Here is a 19,345-nt window from a genome sequence, read left to right as displayed (position 1 = left end):
ACCCGGCCCACCCGAGCCACCTCGCGTCGGCCGACCCGCACCACCTCACAGCGTCCGCCCCGGGCCGCGAGCCGTCGGTCGGGCTCACGGCCGGTGTCGAGGCGGCACCCACCGCCCCACCTTGGCTCACCACCCCAGACCCCGACGTGGCTCTACTGCAAAGGCTCAGGGATGCGCTGGAGGCCCTTTGAGCGGCAGCGGGAGCGCCCCGCCGAGAGGAGACTGCTCATGGCCGCGGAGGCCGAAGTCCTCGACGAACTGCACCGGTTGAGGGCCCGTGTACCCCAGTTGACCGGCGCGCTGGCGGCCAGTGTGGACGGGCTGGTCCTCGCCCACGACACCCCCGGTGTGGAACCCGAGGGCCTGGCGGCACTCACCGCCGCCGCGCTCGGTGTCGCCGTACGGATGACAGACGCCGCCGGCCGGGGCGAGCTCCGCGAACTGCTGCTGCGCGGCGACCAGGGCTATGTGGCGACGTACGCGGCGGGTTCCTCCGCCGTACTGACGCTGCTCGCCCAGGACCGGGTCAACGTGGGCCGGCTGCACCTGGAGGGCCGCCGGGCGGGCGGCCGGATCGGCGAACTGATGGACGCCCTGCCCGGGCCCGACGAAACGGCCGCGACCACCGCCAAGGGGGTCGCCAGGAGCGCGGCCCGGTCGGTGGCCAGGACCGCCGAGGGGACCACGGTCGCGCCCACGCCCCAGCCACCGGTCAAGGCCACGGTCAGGTCGACCATGCCCCGCCGGACACCCCGTCCCGCCACCCCACGCCCCACCCCCCGAACCACTCCCAACACACCCACCACCAGTGAGAGTTGAAAGGACACCGCACACCATGGCCAACACCGAGACCGCGCTGAAAGAGGCCCTCGCGTCCATCGAGGGCGCGACCGGCGCCGCCCTCGTCGACTACACCAGCGGCATGGCACTGGGCACGATCGGCGGCAGCAAGGGGTTCGACCTCACCGTCGCCGCCGCCGGGAACACCGACGTCGTCCGCGCCAAGTTGCGCACCATGGAACACCTCGGTCTCAAGGGCGAGATCGAGGACATCCTGATCACCCTGTCCGACGCCTACCACCTGATCCGCCTGCTCACCGGCCGCGGTGGCAACGGCCTCTTCCTCTATCTGGTCCTCGACGCCAAGCGGGCCAACCTGGCCATGGCCCGGCACCAGTTGAAGCGGATCGAGGCGGAGCTGGAGGTCTGACCGCTCCGATACGACGGCTCCGGCGGCGCCCCCACCCCGGGGAGCGCCGCCCGCGCACACCTCGGCTACCGTGTCCGGCTTCGGACGACAAAGGGGAGGGTGACCGTGGCGAGAGCGGTACGGGGGACGGTGCTGGCGCAGCTGGCACTGCTGGCCGGAGTGCTGACAGGGTGCTCGGAACCGGCGGGCGACGGCGACGCGAAGCCCTCGGTGAACAGCACCGGCGGGGCGACCGCCGACGCGAAGGACCCTGCCGACTCGAAGGACTCTGCCGAGGACGCCGCGAAGAGCGGCGGCAGTGTCGGCGCGACCGGTTCCGCCTGTGAACTGCCGGTCACCTTCGACACGGCCGAGAAGTGGCAGCCGGAGGCCGTCGAGACCGGCCCGCCCGCCGGCGGCGGCGGTTCCGAGGAGGACGAACTCGCGGCCGAGCTGGCCGAGGGGCTGCTCCGGCAGGGCCCGTTCACCGCCGCGTGCGAGATCGACGCCAAGCCGGCCGGGAACATCGGCTTCATCCGGGTCTGGACCGGCGAGAAGGGTGCCACGGAGGGGGACGCGGAGGCGCTGCTCAAGGAGTTCGTGGCGGCCGAGGGGAACACGAGCGAGGCGAAGTACAGCGGGTTCACCTCCGACTCGGACGTCTCCGGCACCGAGGTCGAGTACCTCTACACCAGCGAGGCCCTGGAGGAGACCAAGAAGGAGCGGGCCTTCGTCGCGGTCACCCCGGACGGGCCCGTCGTCGTCCATCTCGGTGGCCTCGACACACAGGAGCACGAGCAGATGCTCCCGGCGTACGAGCTGGCCAAGCGGACGCTGAGCACGGCCTGAGCACGGATGCCGTCGAACCACTGACCTGAGCACGGGTGCCGTCGAACCACTGACGGACCCTGACGAACCTCCGCCGACCCTCCGCCGACCGTCTGCCGAAGCGAAGCTCTGACCCAGCTCTGACAAAGCTCTGAGAACCGGTCGCGCAGGCATCCACGCCACGCGACCGGGCAGGAGCCCCCGGACGGATCACCGACCGGGGGAGGTTCTCTTTGTCCACCACCGACAGCACGGCCGCCGCGCCGACGCCCGCCGAGGAGACCGGTCTCAAGCGGGTGCTCGGCCCCAAGCTGCTGATCCTCTTCGTGATCGGCGACATCCTCGGCACCGGCATCTACGCGACCACGGGCAAGGTCGCGGGGAAGGTCGGCGGAGCGCTCTGGCTCCCCTTCGTGATCGGCTTCGTGGTGGCGATCCTGACGGCGGCGTCGTACGTCGAACTGGTCGGCAAGTACCCGAAGGCGGCCGGGGCGGCCCTCTACACGCAGAAGGCGTTCAAGCTGCCCTTCCTGACGTTCATCGTCGCCTTCATGGTGATGTGCTCCGGACTGTCGTCCGCGAGCGCCGCCGCGCGGGCCTTCAGCGGTGACTACCTGGACGAGCTGACGAACGGTGCCCTGCCGCCCACCCTCGTCGCCATCACCTTCATCGTCCTGCTGGCCGCCCTGAACCTGCGGGGCGTCTCCGAGTCGGTGAAGACGAACGTGGTGCTGACCCTGGTCGAGCTGACCGGCCTGTTGATCATCCTCGCGATCGGCGCCTGGGCGGTGCTGAGCGGTGACGGCGAACCCTCCCGCCTCACCGAGTTCGAGGCGAGCGGCACGGGATACGCCCTGCTCACCAGCGTCCTCGGCGCCACCGCCCTCGGCTTCTTCGCCTTCGTGGGCTTCGAGGACTCGGTGAACATGGCGGAGGAGACGAAGAACCCGACCCGGACCTTCCCTCGCGCGATCTTCATCGGCGTGGCCGTGACGGGCACGATCTACGTGCTGGTGGCCCTGGTCTCGTCGCTCCTGGTCGACGCCGAGACCCTGGAGGGCTCCAGCGGCCCGCTCCTCGAAGTGGTGAAGGCCGGCGGGGTGGACTTCCCGCACAAGCTCTTCGCCCTGATCGCCCTCTTCGCGGTCACCAACTCGGCCCTGATCAACATCATGATGGCTTCCCGCCTCTGCTACGGCATGGCCAACGAACGCATCCTCCCGCGTGGCATGGCCCGCGTCCTGCCCCGCCGCCGTACGCCCGTCGTGGGCATCGTCTTCGTCACCCTGCTCGCGATCGGCCTGGTCTCCACCGGCGAGATCGAGGGCCTCGGCGACACCACCGCGTTCCTGCTGCTCTGTGTCTTCGCCGTCGTCAACATCACGGTCCTGGTGCTGCGCCGTGACCGGGTCGACCACGCACACTTCCGGACGCCGACGGTCCTGCCGGTGCTCGGCGCCCTGACGGCCCTGATCCTGGCCAGCCCGCTGGCCGACCGCCCGGCCGACGTCTACATACGGGCAGGTGTCCTCCTGGCCATCGGCATCGCGCTGTGGGCGGTGAACAAGCTGGTCCTGCGCACGCGAGGCGAATGACCGGCGGGCGACGGGCCGGGACGGGCCGCTGCCTGCCCGACGAGGGCCGTCATGGGGCGGCAGCGGTCCTCGTCGGGCCGGCGGGCGGCGGCGCTACCGCCGGCGCCCGCCTCCGGGTGCCGCGTCGCCCGCTTCGATGCCCGTCAGCCGGTAGCCGGGCACCCGCTTGCCCGTGGGCCGCCCTGCCCGCCCGGACAGCCAGTCCACGCGGACCCAGAAGAGCTGCCCGGCGTCGCGTTCGCGGCGGCCGAGCCAGCTCGCCTTGAGGCGGAGGCCGGTGCCGAGGCCGGCGAGGAGCATCCCGCCCGCCGCCGGGAGCGCGAAGGACGAGCCCAGGGCGGCCGCGAAGCCGAGCAGCAGCCACCAGCGGTGCCCCCGGCGCCAGGCGCGCAGGGTCACGGCACGGTCCTGGAGGACGTCGTGCTTACCGGCGCGCACGGCTTGGCGCGCCGGCGCGAGATACCGGCCGCGCCCCGCCCACGCCACCACGGCCATCGCGACGATGAACAGCACGGCCCCCGCCAGCACCCCGATCCGCCGTCCGGTCAGCCCCGACGGCACGGCACCGACCCCGGCCGCGATCACTCCGAGCCACCACAACGGTGCCGCCCCGGCCCGCACCACGACGGCCACCCGAGCAAGCCCCTGCCCTCCGCGTCTCACTTCCCCGCCTCCCGTAATCACCGGTCGTACGACAGTCGCGGGCACGGTAACCAGAGAACGTGAAACGCGCCTGAGAATCGCGGATCTCCCCGTCCGCACGGCTGCCGGGCCCCTCCAGAAGGGGTACGCGACGGCTACTCGACGAACAACCCCCTGGTCGCGGCCTTCGCGTCGAACTCCTCCAGCCGCGCCTGGGCCTCCGGCAGGTCGTCGCACATGGCCTCCAACAGCACCCGGCCCAGCAGCATGGGGGCGCAGGCCGTGTCGAAGGCGAGCCCGGTACCGACGGCGGCGGGCAGCAACAGGTCGGAGACCTTGGCGACGGGCGCGAAGGCGGAGTCGGCGACGGTGACGACGAAGAGCCCCGCCTCCTTGGCGTACGCCAGGGTCTCGACGACCTCGCGGGGATGGCGGGGCAGCGCGAAGCAGAGCAGCGCGGTCGCGCCCCCGCGCACGGCCGCGTCGATGCGGTCGTGGAGCATGCTGCCGCCCTCGTGCAGCAGCCGCACGTCGGGGTGGACCTTGGCGGCGAAGTAGGCGAATCCGTACGCCTGGGAGGCCGCGGCGCGCAGTCCGAGCACCGGCAGCGGGCGGGACGCGGCCAGCAGCCGCCCGGCCCGCGCCACCGGGGCGGGGTCGGCGAGCACCTCGGCCAGGTGCCGCAGGTTCTCGATCTCGGCCTCGACGGCCTGCTGGTACTCGTTGTACGCGGTGGTGTCCGGCGTCGGCTCGGCGGGCCCCACGTCCCGCAGGTGCCGGCGCAGCGCCGGGTAGCCGTCGAAGCCCAGCGCCACCGCGAAGCGCGTCACGGACGGCTGGCTGACCCCGGCCAGCTCGGCCAGTTCCACACTCGACAGGAACGGCACGTCGGCCGCGCGCCGCACCATGCTGTGGGCGATGCGCCGCTGGGTGGGCGTCAGCCGGTGCCCCTCGAAGAGCGTCTGCAGCCGCGCGGCGGGACTGTCCGTCACGCCCGTGCCCTTGTCCGCGCTCATGACGCGCTCCCCCTCAGTGGGTCCGCCTGGACGTCCGTCCAGATCTCGGTGAACCGATCGAGCAGTGCGGCCGCCGCACTCACGTCTCCCGTCAGCGGCCGGTCCGCCGGATCCGGGTCGAGCACGGACTCCGCCAGTTCCAGTGCGCGCCCGACGGGCAGTTCCGGATCCGGCCGCAGGTCCCGCTGGCGCAACGCCCGCACCGCGGCGACGAGTTCGCAGCCGACGACGAGCCGGTACGCGCCGCACGCCCGCAGCGTCTGCCGGGCGGCAAGCGAGGCGAAGCTGGCCTGTTCCTCGACGCCCCGGGAGAGTACAGCGTGGCCGAGCGACGCGGGCGCGGAGAAGGCCCGCAGGTCACCGAGGGCGGCCCCGGCGGCGTACTCCAGGATCATCACGCCCGAGGAGGCGGGCTCGTGGTCGGCGAGGAAGGGCCGCAGCCGGGTGTACGCGGGCTCGTTGAGCGAGGAGAGCCGGGAGGTCGACAGCCGGGCGACCTGGGTCGTGGCGAGTCTGAAGTGGTCCAGGGCGAGGGCGAGTTGGGCCTGGTAGAAGCCGCCGTGGTGGTAGGCGGCCATGTCCTCGGGGCAGATCAGCGGGTTCTCCGCCGCCGCGTTGATCTCGATCTCCAGGACGCTCTCCAGCGCGTCCGCCGCGTCCAGGGCGGGACCGTGGATCTGCGGCAGGCAACGGAAGCCGTACGGGTCCTGGATCCGCCCCAGCGGGGGCGTGGGCCGGTCGGCCGCCCCGATCAGTTCCCGCATGCGCCGGGCCACCTCGCGCGACCCCCGGTGGGCGCGCGCGACGTGCACGGGCGCCGCGTACGCCTCGTGCGAGCCGTCCACGGCGAGGAGCGAGAGCGCGGCGACGACCTGGGTGGCCGCGATCAGCCCCCGCAACTCGTGCAGCGCGAGCGCGGCCTGCCCGAGCGTGAGCGCGTTGCTGCTGATGAGCGCGAGGGCGTCGTTGTTGTCGAGCGGCTGCGCCTCGGGCGCGCCGAAGCCGGCCCGGTCGGCCCCGGACCCGTCGGCCCCGGACCCGTCGCCCTCGGAGCCGGACCGCTCCCCAGCCCTGCCGGCTCCGGAGCCGGCCCCGCCCCCGGCCCCGCCGCCGGACCCGGACCGCGCCCCCGGCACCCGCCACGGATGCTCCCCCGCCAGCGCGAGCCCCACCTGCGCCAGCGCCGCGATGTCGCCCGTCCCCACCGAACCGAACTCGTTGACCACGGGGTACGCCCCGCTCTCCAGCGCCGTGCAGAGCGCGGTGACCACGGTCGGCCGGAGCCCCGCGCCGCCCGCGAGCAGCTGGTTGGCGCGTACGGCGAGCATGGCCCGCACCTGCCGGGCGGGCAGTTCCTCTCCGATGGCACCGGCGTGACTGCGCAGCAGCCGCAGGCCGTGCTCGGCGGCGGCCTCGCTCGGCACGTCCTCGTTGCGGTTGGCGCCGACGCCGGTGGAGCGGCCGTACACGCGTCCGGCCGCCGCGATGAGCCGGGCGGCCTCCCAGGACTCCTCGACCCGCCGCACGGCCGCGCCGTCGGGCACCGGTCGTACGGCACCGTCGGCGAGCCGGACGACGTCGGCGACCCCCAGCGCCCGCCCGTCGAGGACGACGAGCCCGGTCGGCACGGTCGGCACGTCGGGCAGATCGGGCACGGCGGCGTCGGCGGGGGCGCCCGTCGCGCCCATGATCCGAGAGGACATCACCCGCAGCCTCCTCAGCCCCAGCGGACACCACGTATTCAGACACCGAGAACTCTGCATGAGACTATGCAGGACGGGCAAGGGATGCCGGGCGGGAAACCGGGGGGATGCCGGGCGGGAGCCGGGTGAGCCGGTGCGCGGACTGGGGGGCTAACCCCAGTGTCAGGCGGCTGACGGGTCCCTACCGTGAGGAGCATGACCGGTATGGAAGCCCGTGACACACAGCTCGGGGACACCGAGCTGAAGAAGGAACTCGCCGCCACCCTGCACGCCCGCCGAGAGCTGGGCGACGACTACGAGTCAGCGCTCGTCGACTCGTTCCTGGAGAAGGTCGACCAGCGCATCGACAGCGTGGTCGACCGCCGGGTCCGGCGTCAGGTGGCCGAGCAGCAGATGGTGGTGGCCCGTGGCAGCCGCTCCCCCGACAAGTCCAGCGACACCTGGGGCGAACGCTACGGCTTCGGCGTGGTCTCCCTCGTCGTCGCCATCCCCCTCTCCGGCATCGGCGGCGGGGTGGCCGATCTCGCGGGCCTGTTCGTCACCTGGGCGGGCATCGTCGGCGTGAACGTGGCCTGGGCCCTGCGCAACTCACCGACCCTGGGCCGACGCCGCGGCAAGGACAGGGACTCGGACTGGGAAGAGTGAACCGGGGACCCGGACGGGAAAGTGTGACGTCCACGGCGTTGCCGGCGTTCCCGACGGGCACCCTCACCGCGTCGCCGGAGGAGATATGCGCGGGGACCGCCGCACCCCCGTGTGACGGGGGGCGGGACGACGGCGGTCCCCGCGAGGGACGCGGGCCGGGTCGGGACCGGGCTGACGCGTCCTTGGCGTCCATGGAGGTCCGGGAGCCGCTCCGGAGGTCCTTGGCGCCGTTTCGGTCGTCGGCCGGGGCGGGGAGCCGCTCCCGCCCTGCCGACACCCACTAATGTGCCGGACCCGTGTTAAGCGGGTGCTGCGCGGACGTGACGCGCTCGTACCACTTCTGCGAAGTCAAACCCCCGACTCGGGCAGATCTTCGGCGAAGAAGGGCGCTTCACGGGATTTTTCTCCCGAATCAGGCGCCCCTCCCCGCGCACGGCATGCGCCCCCTACGGCTTGACCCCGCCCTTGGCGAGGAACGCGAGCAGGTCCTGCCGGCTGACCACGCCGGTCGGCTTGCCCTCGACCAGCACGATGGCCGCGTCCGCCGAGCCGAGCACGGTCATCAGGTCGCCGACCGGCTCACCGGAGCCGACCTGCGGCAGCGGCGGAGACATGTGCTTCTCCAGCGGGTCGTCGAGCGAGGCGCGCTGGGTGAAGAGGGCGTCCAGCAGTTCGCGTTCGACGACGGACCCGACCACCTCGGCGGCCATGACGTCCGGGTGACCGGCGCCCGGCTTCACGATCGGCATCTGCGAGACGCCGTACTCGCGCAGCACCTCGATCGCCTGACCGACCGTCTCGTCCGGGTGCATGTGGACGAGGGACGGAATGGCACCGTGCTCCTTGTGGCTGAGGACGTCGCCGACGCGCGCGCTCGGGCCCTCGTCCTCCAGGAAGCCGTAGTCGGCCATCCACTCGTCGTTGAAGATCTTGCTGAGGTAGCCGCGCCCGCTGTCGGGCAGCAGGACGACCACGACGTCGTCCGGGCCGAGCCGCTCGGCGACCTTCAGGGCGGCGACGACGGCCATGCCGCAGGAGCCGCCCACCAGCAGGCCCTCCTCCTTGGCCAGCCGACGGGTCATCTGGAAGGAGTCCTTGTCGGACACGGCGACGATCTCGTCGGCGACGGTCCGGTCGTACGCCGTCGGCCAGAAGTCCTCGCCGACGCCCTCGACGAGGTACGGCCGCCCGGAGCCGCCGGAGTAGACGGAACCCTCGGGGTCGGCGCCGATCACCTGGACGCGACCGTCACTGGCGTCCTTCAGGTACCGGCCGGTGCCGGAGATGGTGCCGCCGGTCCCCACACCCGCCACGAAGTGGGTGATCCGCCCCTCCGTCTGCTCCCACAGCTCAGGGCCGGTCGAGTGGTAGTGGGAGAGCGGGTTGTTGGGGTTGGAGTACTGGTCCGGCTTCCAGGCGCCGGGCGTCTCGCGGACCAGCCGGTCGGACACGTTGTAGTACGAGTCGGGGTGCTCGGGGTCGACCGCCGTCGGGCAGACGACGACCTCGGCCCCGTACGCCCTGAGCACGTTGATCTTGTCGGTGCTCACCTTGTCGGGGCACACGAAGATGCACTTGTAGCCCTTCTGCTGGGCGACGATGGCGAGCCCCACGCCGGTGTTTCCGCTGGTGGGCTCGACGATCGTGCCGCCGGGCTGCAGTTCCCCGCTCTTCTCGGCCGCCTCGATCATGCGCAGGGCGATGCGGTCCTTCACGGAACCGCCGGGGTTGAAGTATTCGACCTTGGCCAGGACGGTCGCCTGGATGCCCTCGGTCACGCTGTTGAGCCTCAGCAGCGGGGTGTTGCCGACGAGGCTGATCATCGAGTCGTGGTATCGCACCGTTGTCTCCGGAGCCGCAAAAGGGATGGTCGTAATGTCCCGCCAGCCTATGCCCCTGCCTCCCTCTTCTCCTCCCTGTTCACCACCCGCCGGGATTGGCCGAGGGCCGGTACGGGGCAAGGAGTGGGTGTACGGGTACGAGGAGGTGGCGGCGACGCATGACGAGCATGTCCAGAGCAAGGGTGGCCCGCCGCATCGCGGCGGGCGCGGCGTACGGCGGTGGCGGCATCGGTCTGCTGGGTGCGGCGGCCGTGGGGGTGCTGCTGGCCGAGGTGCGGATGGCCAGGCGGGTCGTGGGCAACGGGCACAGCCCGCACCCGCCGAGCGCGGAGGGCGTGTACGGCCACACGCACGGCAGCAGGTACGGCCGCGCGTACGGCTACGGCTCGTACGGCAGTTCGTACGACGTCCCTGACGATCCCCCGCTCCGTCTCGTCATGCTCGGTGACTCCACCGCCGCCGGCCAGGGCGTCCACCGGTCCCGGCAGACCCCGGGCGCGCTGATCGCCTCGGGGCTCGCGGCCGTCGCCGAGCGGCCGGTGCTGCTGCGCAACGTCGCACTGCCGGGCGCCCAGTCGGACGACCTCGACCGACAGGTCGCCCTGGTCCTGGAGGATCCGGCCCAGGTCCCCGACGTCTGCGTGATCATGATCGGCGCGAACGACGTGACCCACCGGATGCCCCCGACCCGCTCCGTCCGCCACCTCTCCGCGGCCGTACGGCGGCTGCGGACCGCGGGGGCCGAGGTGGTGGTGGGCACCTGTCCCGACCTCGGCACGCTGGAGCCCGTGCAGCAGCCGTTGCGCTGGCTCGCCCGCCGGGCCTCCCGGCAGCTGGCGGCCGCCCAGACGATCGGAACCGTCGAGCAGGGTGGCCGCACCGTGTCGCTGGGCGACCTGCTCGGCCCCGAGTTCGAACAGAACCCCCGCGAGCTGTTCGGCCCCGACAACTACCACCCCTCGGCCGAGGGGTACGCGACCGCGGCGATGGCCGTCCTGCCGACGGTGTGCGCCGCGCTGGGACTCTGGCCGGAGGAGGAGCGGCCGGACGTCAGCCGCCGCGAGGGCTTCCTGCCGGTGGCCCGCGCCGCCGCCGAGGCCGCGTCGGAGGCGGGCACGGAGGTGACGGCGGCGATGCCGACGGGGCCTCGTGGGCCGTGGGCTCTGCTGAAGCGGCGGCGTCGGCGGAGGGTGCCGGCGACGGACCCCGCGCCGACCGCTACCGCGGAGGCGCAGCCGGGCGCCTAGTAGCTCGGGGCGCGCTGCGATCAGGCGACTGCGGGTGCGTGGGGGCTGATCGCGCAGTTCCCCGCGCCCCTGAAAAGCCGGGGCTGCGCCCCATGCTTTTCAGGCCCGCAGGGCCTGATGCTTTTAGGGGCGCGGGGAACTGCGCGAGAAGCCCCCACGCACCCGCACCCGCCGACGAAACAGGCACCCCCGAGTCACTAGGCGCACAACCAAAAAGCAAGCGCTTAGAAAAGTGCGGTCGGCGTCACACCCTCATGCCCGTGACCCGGACCATACGTACGGGTAACTTCCCCCACAGCCCCGCTTTCCGTTCGCATGCCAATGGAGCCGTGATGCCCGAAGCCGTGATCGTCTCAGCCGCCCGATCCCCCATCGGCCGCGCTTTCAAGGGCTCGCTGAAGGACCTGCGCCCCGACGACCTGACCACCACCATCGTCGCGGCCGCCCTCGCGAAGGTCCCGGAGCTGGACCCGAGGGACATCGACGACCTGATGCTGGGCTGCGGCCTCCCCGGCGGCGAGCAGGGCCACAACCTGGGCCGGATCGTGGCCGTACAGCTGGGCATGGACCACCTGCCGGGCTGCACGATCACCCGTTACTGTTCCTCGTCGCTCCAGACCTCCCGCATGGCCCTGCACGCCATCAAGGCCGGCGAGGGCGATGTCTTCATCTCGGCCGGCGTCGAGGTCGTCAGCAGCAGCGCGCGCGGCACCAGCGACATCCACACCGCCCGCAACCCGCTCTTCTCCGAGGCCGAGGCCCGTACGGAGACGGTCTCCAAGTCGGTCGGCGCCTCCTGGCACGACCCGCGCGAGGACGGCCTGCTCCCCGACCCGTACATCGCGATGGGGCAGACCGCCGAGAACCTGGCCCGCCAGTGGGGCGTGACCCGGCAGGAGATGGACGAGTTCGGCGTCCGCTCGCAGAACCTCGCCGAGGAGGCCATCGGGAAGGGCTTCTGGGAGCGCGAGATCACCCCTGTGACGCTGCCCGACGGCACGGTCGTCAGCAAGGACGACGGCCCGCGCGCGGGCGTCACCCTGGAGGCCGTACAGGGCCTGAAGCCGGTGTTCCGCGAGGACGGCATGGTCACCGCCGGCAACTGCTGCCCGCTGAACGACGGTGCCGCCGCCCTGGTGATCATGTCCGACACCAAGGCGCGGGACCTCGGGCTCACCCCGCTCGCCCGGATCGTCTCGACCGGTGTCTCCGGCCTCTCCCCCGAGATCATGGGCTACGGCCCGGTGGAGGCCTCGAAGCAGGCCCTGTCCCGTGCGGGCCTCACCGTCGACGACATCGACCTGTTCGAGATCAACGAGGCCTTCGCCGCGCAGGTGATCCCCTCCTACCGCGACCTGGGCATCCCGCTGGACAAGCTGAACGTGAACGGCGGCGCCATCGCCGTCGGCCACCCCTTCGGCATGACCGGCGCCCGGATCACCGGCACACTGATCAACTCCCTTCAGTTCCACGACAAGCAGTTCGGCCTGGAGACGATGTGCGTCGGCGGCGGCCAGGGCATGGCCATGGTCATCGAGCGCCTCAGCTGACCGAGCACCCCGCGCGGAGCCGTGACCGCACGGACGCGCACTGTGATGCTGTGGCCCGGAGTCCCGGAATCGCTGGGGCTCCGGGCCGTTTTGTGATCCAATCTCCCCCAGGATGTGACCTATCTCCCCCCGGAGAGCGATTTACGCAGGTCAGAGTCGTTTCACCACCAAACATCGGGGCAAGATTCCTGCCCGATTCGTGACGTTACGCACTGACAGCTGGTTAGTCCGCCCTTCAAGCTGATGTAGGAAGTCGGGGGTCGACTTTGAACCGGGAGTACGTCAGTGAGCGCCATGCCGATCGCCTTGCTGCTCACCACGGCCGCCACCGCCGCCGTGGGCGTCGCCGTCCTGCGCACCCTCGTGGGTCTGCGCCGACAGGTCGCTGCCTTGCGCACCGAGCTGGCCGAGAGCCGGACCGCCGGGCCGCGCGCCCTGGTGCCGGCCGCTCGTCCGGCCGCCGACACGGAGGAGATACGCGCGGCCGTCGCCGAGGCCCTCGCCGAGGAGCGGGAGCGTGAGCTCGCCGAGGCCCGGGCCTTCTGGGCCGCCCAGGAGTCCCGCGACGTCACCGACACGCCGCCGCTGCTGGGTCTGGCCGAGAGCGAGCTGTTCCTGCCCCGGCAGTCCGATTTCGCGGGCCTGGAGCACCTGGAGCCGGTGATCGAGCCCGGCCTGGAGAGCGACGACTTCGCCGGGGACTCCGCCGAGCTGGCCGCGGCCCGCCGCCGCCACCCCTCGCACCCCGACTTCGTGCCGGTGCAGTCACCTGTCACCAACGACCACGAGCGCACGGTCGCCTGCCTGGAGGACCTCGCCGCGTCCCGCACGGAGCTGGCCGACGTACGCCCCGGCCCCCTGGGCACCCTCGACGTCTACGTCTTCGCCGACGGCACCACCCTGTGCATGACCCCCGGCCACCGCGAGACCGCCGAGCGCCTCGCCACCGCCCTCCAGGCCGGCGAGACCCCCGTCCTCCTGGGCGGCTCGGGCATCTCGGGCGCCTACACGCTCACCTTCGAGTGCGGCGCCGACATGGTCTACATCCTGGCGGACCGCGTCATCGCGTCGCTGTAGCGGCCGAGCGGGGCAGCGCCCCCGAACCGGTGGGCGCCCGGCCTCACACCCCGGCCCGCCGCTGGGCCTCCTCCACCAGCGCGACGGCCTCGGCCAGCTGGCCCTCGTCCGTCAGCACCAGCGCGAGATCGTTTCCGGCGACGGTCACCTGGTCGGCCGCCGCGAACATCCCCGCGTCCGGCATCTCGTGGAACGGCCCGTCGGGCGTCTCCAACCGCTGAGCGCGCAGTGCCAACTCCCTGGCCAGCGCGAGCGCCTCCGCGGCGCCGTTCCGCTGGAGCCGGCTCTGCGGGGCCGCCCGCAACCGGTCGGCGAAATGATCCACGGCACGGGTCAACGGCGTCGTATCAAGCACGCCGCGAGAGTACGCGCCTCGGCCGGACTGTTGCCAACAGGCCGCCACTCAGGCAACGTGACCTGAAGGACCGGCTTACATTCCCTTTCGTCCGGAGGCGCCGATGTCCCAAGTCTTCTCCGAGGAGACCCATCGCAACCTGCTCGCCCGCATCCCGCACTGCACCGGTCGTGAAGTCTCCGACTGGATCCGCAAAGTCGACGAAGGCCCCGCTCTCTTCAATTTCGAGGAGAAGGTCAGCTGGCTCCGGCACGAGTACGACCTCGCGTACGGCCACGCCAAAGCGATCATTCACGAGTACGACCTGAGGAGGGCCGCGCGGAAGCTCCGGTGAAGCCGCCGAGAACCTACGAAGGGCCCCCGAACCGCGAGGTTCGGGGGCCCTTCATCAGTGATCCGGCTCGATCCGCCCGGTCTAGTCGTCGCCGCTGAAGATGGCGACGAGGCGGAGCATCTCGATGTAGATCCACACGAGGGTCATGGTCAGGCCGAACGCGGCCAGCCAGGCCTCCTCGCGCGGGGCACCGTAGGCGATGCCGTCCTGGATCTGCTTGAAGTCCAGGGTCAGGAAGAACGCGCCGAGCAGGATCGCGAGGATGCCGACGACCGCGCCGAGCGGGCCCATGCTGCGCAGTCCGCCGTCGGGGGCGAGCCCGAAGACGACGAGCAGCAGGTTGACCGCCATGACGAGGATGAAGGCGATCGCGATGGTCATACCGATGCGGGCGTACCGCGCGGTGACCCGGATCCAGCCCGCCTTGTAGACCAGGAGGGTGGCGCCGGAGACGGCCATGGTGCCGAGCACCGCCTGGAAGGGCGCGCCGCTCCACTGCGAGTTGAACATCTCGCTGAGCACACCGAGGAAGACACCCTCGAACGCGGCGTACGCCAGGATCAGCGCGGGCGAGGCCTTGCGCTTGAAGGACTGCACCATCGCCAGGACGAAGGCGATGAGCGCGGCGCCGATGGCCAGGCCGTAGCTCGTGGGCGACACCGGCAGGAGGGCCCAGGCGAGGACCGCGCCGACGACGACCGTACCGAGCGTCATGGCCGAGCGCATGACGACGTCGTCCATGGTCATGGCGCCCGTGCGGGCCGGGGCCTGCGGCGGGGCGCCGTGCTGCACGCCCTGCTGGGCGTACGGGTTCGTCGCGTACGGGTTGCCGCCCTGCTGGGCGTAGGGGTTGCCCTGGGTGCCGACAGCTGCTCCCCCGGCCTGCGGCGCGGTGTTGAAGCCCGCGTGGCCGTTGTCGCGGCTGAACCCCCGTCGCGAGAAGACCGGGTTGCTGCTCCTCATTTCACTCCTCCATGGCCACCCTGCGTGGCCTTGGCTCAAGAGTAATAGGTAGGCAAAAGATTGACCCTAGTGCTTGGGGAGGATCTTTCCCTGCCATGTCATCGAACACGCTACGCGTCTCCCTGATTCCCCGCCCCACCCCCCTCAACCCGGGACCACCCCGGTACACCCCCGCGATCTCTCGGAGATCACCCACCGTCCCCGGGGTCTCGTCGCCCAGGGCTCCTCGGGAGTGTCGGCGGCCCTGGGCGCGGCGGGCGCTCGACGAGCGCGAGGGGCGCACCGTGCCGCGAGGGCGGGGTGTGGGGATTTGGGGAGAAATGTTCAGAGTTGGTCGGAGGTGCCCGGAACCGGACTTGAACCGGTACGCCCGCGAGGGGCAGCGAGGTTTAAGCTCGCCGTGTCTGCATTCCACCATCCGGGCAGGCCATGGGCTCCGCGCTGAGGTGCCGAGCCTATCGGGACGCTTCCCCCGAACAGTCGAAGAGCGGACCGATGTTGTCTTATTTTATTGACGTCTGAGGGTGCATCAGCCCACGGAACACGCCATCCGCACTTGCCAATAGCCTTACGGACGGCGCGACCGGCCGTGTGCGGAATGACGGAATTTCACCGCCCGAACGAGCGGTCCCACCCGGAACGCGCGCGGTGACGCGCTGACTCGTGTCGGTCGGGCGCCCCACACCCCGGTCGGATCCCACCCTCATCCCCAGGTATGACGCACCCCCCGCCGGTCCGTCAGAAGTCTGCCCCCGGAACCGGAACAGCGGCTGACTACACGGCGCTCCTCCGTCGAGACGATGGAACCACTCACGAAACGACAAACGAACGGCCCCGGCATGCCCTGGGCAAGCGCCGGGCGGACCGCCCGGCCGTTCTCGAACACCCCAAACGCCGTCGTCCCGACAGGAGTCCCACCCGTGACCACCACGCCCCTCGCCGACCGGGCCACCGCCGTGGCCGCCCGCGCCACGGAACTGTCGAAGGTCTACGGACAGGGCGAGACCCGGGTCGTCGCGCTGGACCAGGTCACCGTCGACTTCCGGCAGGCCCAGTTCACCGCGATCATGGGCCCCTCGGGGTCCGGCAAGTCCACGCTGATGCACTGCGTGGCGGGCCTCGACACCTTCTCGGCCGGCTCCGTCCGCATCGGCGAGACCGAACTGGGCTCGCTGAAGGACAAGCAGCTCACCAAGCTCCGCCGCGACAAGATCGGCTTCATCTTCCAGGCGTTCAACCTGCTGCCGACGCTGACCGCGCTGGAGAACATCACCCTCCCGATGGACATCGCGGGCCGCAAGCCGGACAAGCAGTGGCTGGACACCGTGATCCGGATGGTGGGCCTGGCCGACCGGCTGAGCCACCGGCCCGCACAGCTCTCCGGCGGCCAGCAGCAGCGCGTCGCCGTGGCGCGGGCGCTCGCCTCACGACCGGACATCATCTTCGGCGACGAGCCCACCGGAAACCTGGACTCGCGTTCGGGCGCCGAGGTGCTGGGCTTCCTGCGCAACTCCGTACGGGAGTTGGGGCAGACCGTGGTGATGGTGACGCACGACCCCGTGGCCGCGGCGTACGCGGACCGGGTCATCTTCCTCGCCGACGGGCGCATCGTGGACGAGATGCACGAGCCGACGGCGGACCAGGTGCTGGACCGGATGAAGAGGTTCGACACCAAGGGGCGTACGAGCTGAGGGAGTTCGCCCTCCCCGCCCCCTCCGCCCTCCACCGTTCCCCTCCGCCCCGACCCGGCCCGAACCCGCCCCGACCCCGAAACAGGGACCCCTTCATGTTCCGTACCGCCCTGCGCAACGTGTTCTCGCACAAGGCCAGGCTTCTCATGACCGTGCTCGCGGTGATGCTCGGCGTCGCCTTCGTGTCGGGCACGCTGGTCTTCACGAACACCATCTCGGACGCGCTCCAGAAGAGCTCGGCCAAGGGCTTCGACCACGTGGACGTCGCGATCCGGTCGGGCTACCAGCCGGACGAGGGCGACACCGTCGCCGAACAGCCGAAGCTCACCCCGGAGTTGCTGAAGAAGGTCGAGCGGGTGCCCGGCGCCGAGTCGGCGATCGGCGTGGTGAGCGGGTTCACCGCCCTCGCCGACAAGGACGGCAAGCTGATCGGCGGCGGCTTCCAGTCGCAGGGCGGGAACTTCTGGGGGACGGACGATCCCCGGTATCCCGTCCGGGACGGCGGCCGCGCGCCCGAGGGGGCGGACGAGGTCGCGATCGACTCCGAGACCGCGAAGCGGGCCGGGTACGAGGTGGGCGACACCGTGCGACTGTCCGTCGACGGCCCGGTCCTCACCCCGACCATCAGCGGGATCTTCACGACGGACGACGGCAATGTCGCCGCCGGCGGCAGCCTCACCCTGTTCGACACGGCGACCGCGCAGAAGCTCTTCCACATGGAGGGCGAGTACGACACGATCAACGTGACGGCGGCGCGCGGCACCAGCCAGGCCCAGTTGCAGAAGGCCGTCGACGAGGTCCTGCCGAAGGACGCCGCGTACACCACCACCGGTCAGAAGCTCGCGGACGACCAGGCCACGCAGATCGCCGCCGATATGAGCGGCCTGAAGAACGCGCTGCTGGTCTTCGCCGGGATCGCCCTGTTCGTGGGCACGTTCATCATCGCCAACACCTTCACGATGCTGGTCGCCCAGCGCACCAAGGAGCTGGCGCTGCTGCGCGCGGTCGGCGCCTCCCGCCGTCAGGTGACCCGGTCCGTGCTGATCGAGGCGTTCGTGGTGGGCGCGGTCGCCGCCGTCACCGGTCTCGCCGCCGGTGTCGGGATCGGCGCCGGGATGCGGGCCCTGATCGGCGCCCTCGGCGAGACCGTCCCCGACGGCCCGCTGGTGGTCTCCCCCGGCACGGTCGCCACCGCCCTGCTCGTCGGCGTGCTGATCACGATGTTGGCCGCCTGGCTGCCGGGCCGCCGGGCGGCGAAGATCCCGCCGGTCGCGGCGATGAGCAGCGTGCACGCGAAGGCGACGACCAAGTCGCTCGTCGTACGGAACACGATCGGCGCGCTGTTCGCCGGCGCGGGCGTGGCCACCGTGCTGTACGCCACCACCATGAGCGGCTCCGACGGACAGGCGCCGATGGGCATCGGTGCGGTGACGCTGATCATCGGTGTCTTCGTCCTCACCCCTCTGCTGTCCCGCCCGCTGATCGCGGCCGCCTCGCCCCTCATGCGGGTCTTCGGGATCTCCGGCAAGCTCGCCCGGCAGAACTCCGTACGCAATCCGCGCCGCACCGCCGCGACCGCCTCGGCGCTGATGATCGGCCTGACGCTGATCACCGGGATGACGGTGATGGCGGGCAGCCTCCAGAAGTCCATCGACAAGATGGCCGCCGACGCCATCAAGGCGGACTACGTCGTCTCGATGGCCAACGGCAACTTCCTCTCCCCCGACGTGGAGAAGAAGCTCTCCGCCACCGAGGGCGTCACCGCCGTCTCGCCGCTGCGCAACGCCGAGTCCCGGATCGGGGGCGAGACGGAGTACCTGACCGGCGTGAACGGCACGGCCATCGGGAAGGTCACCGAACTGCCCCTCGACAACGGGGCGTTCAAGGTCGGCGGCGGCGAGGTCGTGGTGGACGCGGAGACCGCCGAGCGGCGCGGCTGGAAGACCGGATCGGAGTTCACCGCCGGGTTCGCGGGGGGCCAGAAGCAGAAGCTGACGGTCGCCGGGGTCTACGAGAGCAACGAACTGATCCGGGGCATCCTGCTGGACAACGCGACGCTCACCGAGCGGCTGCCGGCCGACACGGACCCGGCCGACATGATGGTCATGGTCAAGACCTCGGCCGGTGCCTCCGACGCCACCAAGGACCGGCTGGAGAAGGCCCTCGGCGAGAACCCGGCGATCAAGGTCCAGAGCGGGCAGGACCTCTCCGACGACATCGCGAAGATGTTCACGCTGATGCTGAACATGCTCTACGGCCTGCTGGCCATGGCCGTGATCGTCGCCGTCCTGGGAGTGATCAACACCCTCGCCATGTCGGTGTTCGAGCGCTCGCAGGAGATCGGCATGCTCCGTGCGATCGGTCTCGACCGGCGCGGCATCAAGCGGATGGTCCGTCTGGAGTCCCTGGTCATCTCCCTCTTCGGCGGTGTGCTCGGTATCGGCCTGGGCGTCTTCTTCGGCTGGGCCGCCGGTGAACTCGTCGCCAGCAGGATGCCGACGTACGAACTGGTCCTCCCCTGGGCCCGGATGGCCCTCTTCCTCCTGCTCGCCGCCACGGTCGGCATCCTGGCCGCGCTGTGGCCGGCCCGCCGCGCGGCGAAGCTGAACATGTTGGCCGCGATCAAGTCGGAGTAGCCGCGCGGGAGGCACGGGAGACACCCGGACGGG

17 protein-coding genes, 1 tRNA gene and 1 pseudogene are annotated in these 19,345 nt (G+C 71.3%); 12 read left to right on the top strand and 7 right to left on the bottom strand.

What is annotated here, in order from left to right:
- From RM704_RS29960 to RM704_RS29940, 5 genes and pseudogenes are all read left to right on the top strand, one after another.
- Positions 1-191: pseudogene (locus RM704_RS29960) on the top strand (hypothetical protein); the annotation flags it as partial.
- 37 nt (positions 192-228) lie between these two features.
- On the top strand, positions 229-819 hold the full coding sequence (locus RM704_RS29955; RefSeq protein WP_033524856.1) for a roadblock/LC7 domain-containing protein: 591 nt from the start codon (positions 229-231) through the stop codon (positions 817-819).
- Positions 820-835: 16 nt separating this feature from the next.
- Positions 836-1,210, top strand: a complete 375-nt coding sequence (locus RM704_RS29950) for a roadblock/LC7 domain-containing protein (RefSeq protein ID WP_033524857.1) — start codon at positions 836-838, stop codon at positions 1,208-1,210.
- A gap of 105 nt (positions 1,211-1,315) precedes the next feature.
- The gene (locus RM704_RS29945; protein WP_107072193.1) at positions 1,316-2,038 is read left to right on the top strand and encodes a lipoprotein; all 723 of its coding nucleotides are present in this window, start codon (positions 1,316-1,318) and stop codon (positions 2,036-2,038) included.
- Between the two features lie 212 nt (positions 2,039-2,250).
- Entirely contained in the window at positions 2,251-3,612 is a 1,362-nt protein-coding gene (locus RM704_RS29940) for an APC family permease (RefSeq protein WP_033524859.1), read from the top strand.
- A gap of 93 nt (positions 3,613-3,705) precedes the next feature.
- On the opposite strand, the gene RM704_RS29935 is transcribed toward RM704_RS29940, so the two are convergent.
- The 3 genes from RM704_RS29935 to RM704_RS29925 all read right to left on the bottom strand — a co-directional run bounded on the left by RM704_RS29935 (position 3,706) and on the right by RM704_RS29925 (position 6,973).
- Complete coding sequence (locus RM704_RS29935) at positions 3,706-4,275, bottom strand: hypothetical protein (RefSeq protein ID WP_107072190.1); 570 nt, start codon at positions 4,273-4,275, stop codon at positions 3,706-3,708.
- Positions 4,276-4,409: 134 nt separating this feature from the next.
- A complete protein-coding gene (locus tag RM704_RS29930; protein ID WP_033524861.1) occupies positions 4,410-5,270 on the bottom strand; it encodes a MurR/RpiR family transcriptional regulator in 861 nt (286 codons plus the stop codon).
- On the bottom strand, positions 5,267-6,973 hold the full coding sequence (locus RM704_RS29925) for an aromatic amino acid ammonia-lyase (protein ID WP_311591372.1): 1,707 nt from the start codon (positions 6,971-6,973) through the stop codon (positions 5,267-5,269). Before RM704_RS29925 ends, RM704_RS29930 begins: the two co-directional genes overlap by 4 nt.
- 195 nt (positions 6,974-7,168) lie before the next feature.
- Here RM704_RS29925 and RM704_RS29920 point away from each other — a divergent pair, with 195 nt between their 5' ends.
- Positions 7,169-7,618 (top strand): hypothetical protein, encoded by a 450-nt coding sequence (locus RM704_RS29920; RefSeq protein WP_078936906.1) that lies wholly within the window; start codon positions 7,169-7,171, stop codon positions 7,616-7,618.
- A 446-nt stretch (positions 7,619-8,064) separates the two neighbouring features.
- Here the strand turns inward: RM704_RS29920 and RM704_RS29915 are convergent, their stop codons facing one another.
- Complete coding sequence (locus tag RM704_RS29915) at positions 8,065-9,459, bottom strand: cystathionine beta-synthase (RefSeq protein WP_033524865.1); 1,395 nt, start codon at positions 9,457-9,459, stop codon at positions 8,065-8,067.
- Between the two features lie 158 nt (positions 9,460-9,617).
- Between RM704_RS29915 and RM704_RS29910 the strand changes: the two genes are divergently transcribed.
- The 3 genes from RM704_RS29910 to RM704_RS29900 all read left to right on the top strand — a co-directional run bounded on the left by RM704_RS29910 (position 9,618) and on the right by RM704_RS29900 (position 13,333).
- On the top strand, positions 9,618-10,706 hold the full coding sequence (locus RM704_RS29910) for an SGNH/GDSL hydrolase family protein (RefSeq protein ID WP_192829532.1): 1,089 nt from the start codon (positions 9,618-9,620) through the stop codon (positions 10,704-10,706).
- 332 nt (positions 10,707-11,038) lie between these two features.
- A complete protein-coding gene (locus RM704_RS29905) occupies positions 11,039-12,256 on the top strand; it encodes an acetyl-CoA C-acetyltransferase (RefSeq protein WP_033524867.1) in 1,218 nt (405 codons plus the stop codon).
- A 294-nt stretch (positions 12,257-12,550) separates the two neighbouring features.
- Positions 12,551-13,333, top strand: a complete 783-nt coding sequence (locus tag RM704_RS29900) for a hypothetical protein (protein ID WP_033524868.1) — start codon at positions 12,551-12,553, stop codon at positions 13,331-13,333.
- A gap of 43 nt (positions 13,334-13,376) precedes the next feature.
- On the opposite strand, the gene RM704_RS29895 is transcribed toward RM704_RS29900, so the two are convergent.
- Positions 13,377-13,688 (bottom strand): hypothetical protein, encoded by a 312-nt coding sequence (locus RM704_RS29895; RefSeq protein WP_192829533.1) that lies wholly within the window; start codon positions 13,686-13,688, stop codon positions 13,377-13,379.
- 103 nt (positions 13,689-13,791) lie between these two features.
- Here RM704_RS29895 and RM704_RS29890 point away from each other — a divergent pair, with 103 nt between their 5' ends.
- Positions 13,792-14,022 (top strand): DUF4287 domain-containing protein, encoded by a 231-nt coding sequence (locus tag RM704_RS29890; protein WP_033524870.1) that lies wholly within the window; start codon positions 13,792-13,794, stop codon positions 14,020-14,022.
- A gap of 81 nt (positions 14,023-14,103) precedes the next feature.
- Here RM704_RS29890 and RM704_RS29885 read toward each other — a convergent pair whose 3' ends face one another.
- Entirely contained in the window at positions 14,104-14,985 is an 882-nt protein-coding gene (locus tag RM704_RS29885; protein ID WP_033524871.1) for a Bax inhibitor-1/YccA family protein, read from the bottom strand.
- Positions 14,986-15,326: 341 nt separating this feature from the next.
- Positions 15,327-15,409: transfer RNA gene (locus RM704_RS29880), tRNA-Leu, on the bottom strand.
- Positions 15,410-15,905: 496 nt separating this feature from the next.
- Between RM704_RS29880 and RM704_RS29875 the strand changes: the two genes are divergently transcribed.
- Positions 15,906-16,676, top strand: a complete 771-nt coding sequence (locus RM704_RS29875; RefSeq protein ID WP_033524872.1) for an ABC transporter ATP-binding protein — start codon at positions 15,906-15,908, stop codon at positions 16,674-16,676.
- A 95-nt stretch (positions 16,677-16,771) separates the two neighbouring features.
- On the top strand, positions 16,772-19,312 hold the full coding sequence (locus RM704_RS29870; protein ID WP_033524873.1) for an ABC transporter permease: 2,541 nt from the start codon (positions 16,772-16,774) through the stop codon (positions 19,310-19,312).
- Positions 19,313-19,345 lie beyond the last annotated feature (33 nt).

The sequence above is a fragment of the Streptomyces gottesmaniae genome (assembly GCF_031845845.1).
Lineage (GTDB): Bacteria > Actinomycetota > Actinomycetes > Streptomycetales > Streptomycetaceae > Streptomyces > Streptomyces akebiae.
Note: the sequence above shows the minus strand (reverse complement) of the source record. Positions and strands in the feature narration are given on the sequence as shown.

Coding starts and splice junctions, on each gene's coding strand:
- RM704_RS29905 (WP_033524867.1), top strand. CDS start 11,039: ATGCCCGAAGCCGTGATCGTCTCAGCCGCCCGATCCCCCATCGGCCGC.
- RM704_RS29890 (WP_033524870.1), top strand. CDS start 13,792: ATGTCCCAAGTCTTCTCCGAGGAGACCCATCGCAACCTGCTCGCCCGC.
- RM704_RS29950 (WP_033524857.1), top strand. CDS start 836: ATGGCCAACACCGAGACCGCGCTGAAAGAGGCCCTCGCGTCCATCGAG.
- RM704_RS29930 (WP_033524861.1), bottom strand. CDS start 5,270: ATGAGCGCGGACAAGGGCACGGGCGTGACGGACAGTCCCGCCGCGCGG.
- RM704_RS29920 (WP_078936906.1), top strand. CDS start 7,169: ATGACCGGTATGGAAGCCCGTGACACACAGCTCGGGGACACCGAGCTG.
- RM704_RS29900 (WP_033524868.1), top strand. CDS start 12,551: ATGCCGATCGCCTTGCTGCTCACCACGGCCGCCACCGCCGCCGTGGGC.
- RM704_RS29955 (WP_033524856.1), top strand. CDS start 229: ATGGCCGCGGAGGCCGAAGTCCTCGACGAACTGCACCGGTTGAGGGCC.
- RM704_RS29885 (WP_033524871.1), bottom strand. CDS start 14,985: ATGAGGAGCAGCAACCCGGTCTTCTCGCGACGGGGGTTCAGCCGCGAC.
- RM704_RS29925 (WP_311591372.1), bottom strand. CDS start 6,973: ATGTCCTCTCGGATCATGGGCGCGACGGGCGCCCCCGCCGACGCCGCC.
- RM704_RS29910 (WP_192829532.1), top strand. CDS start 9,618: ATGACGAGCATGTCCAGAGCAAGGGTGGCCCGCCGCATCGCGGCGGGC.
- RM704_RS29870 (WP_033524873.1), top strand. CDS start 16,772: ATGTTCCGTACCGCCCTGCGCAACGTGTTCTCGCACAAGGCCAGGCTT.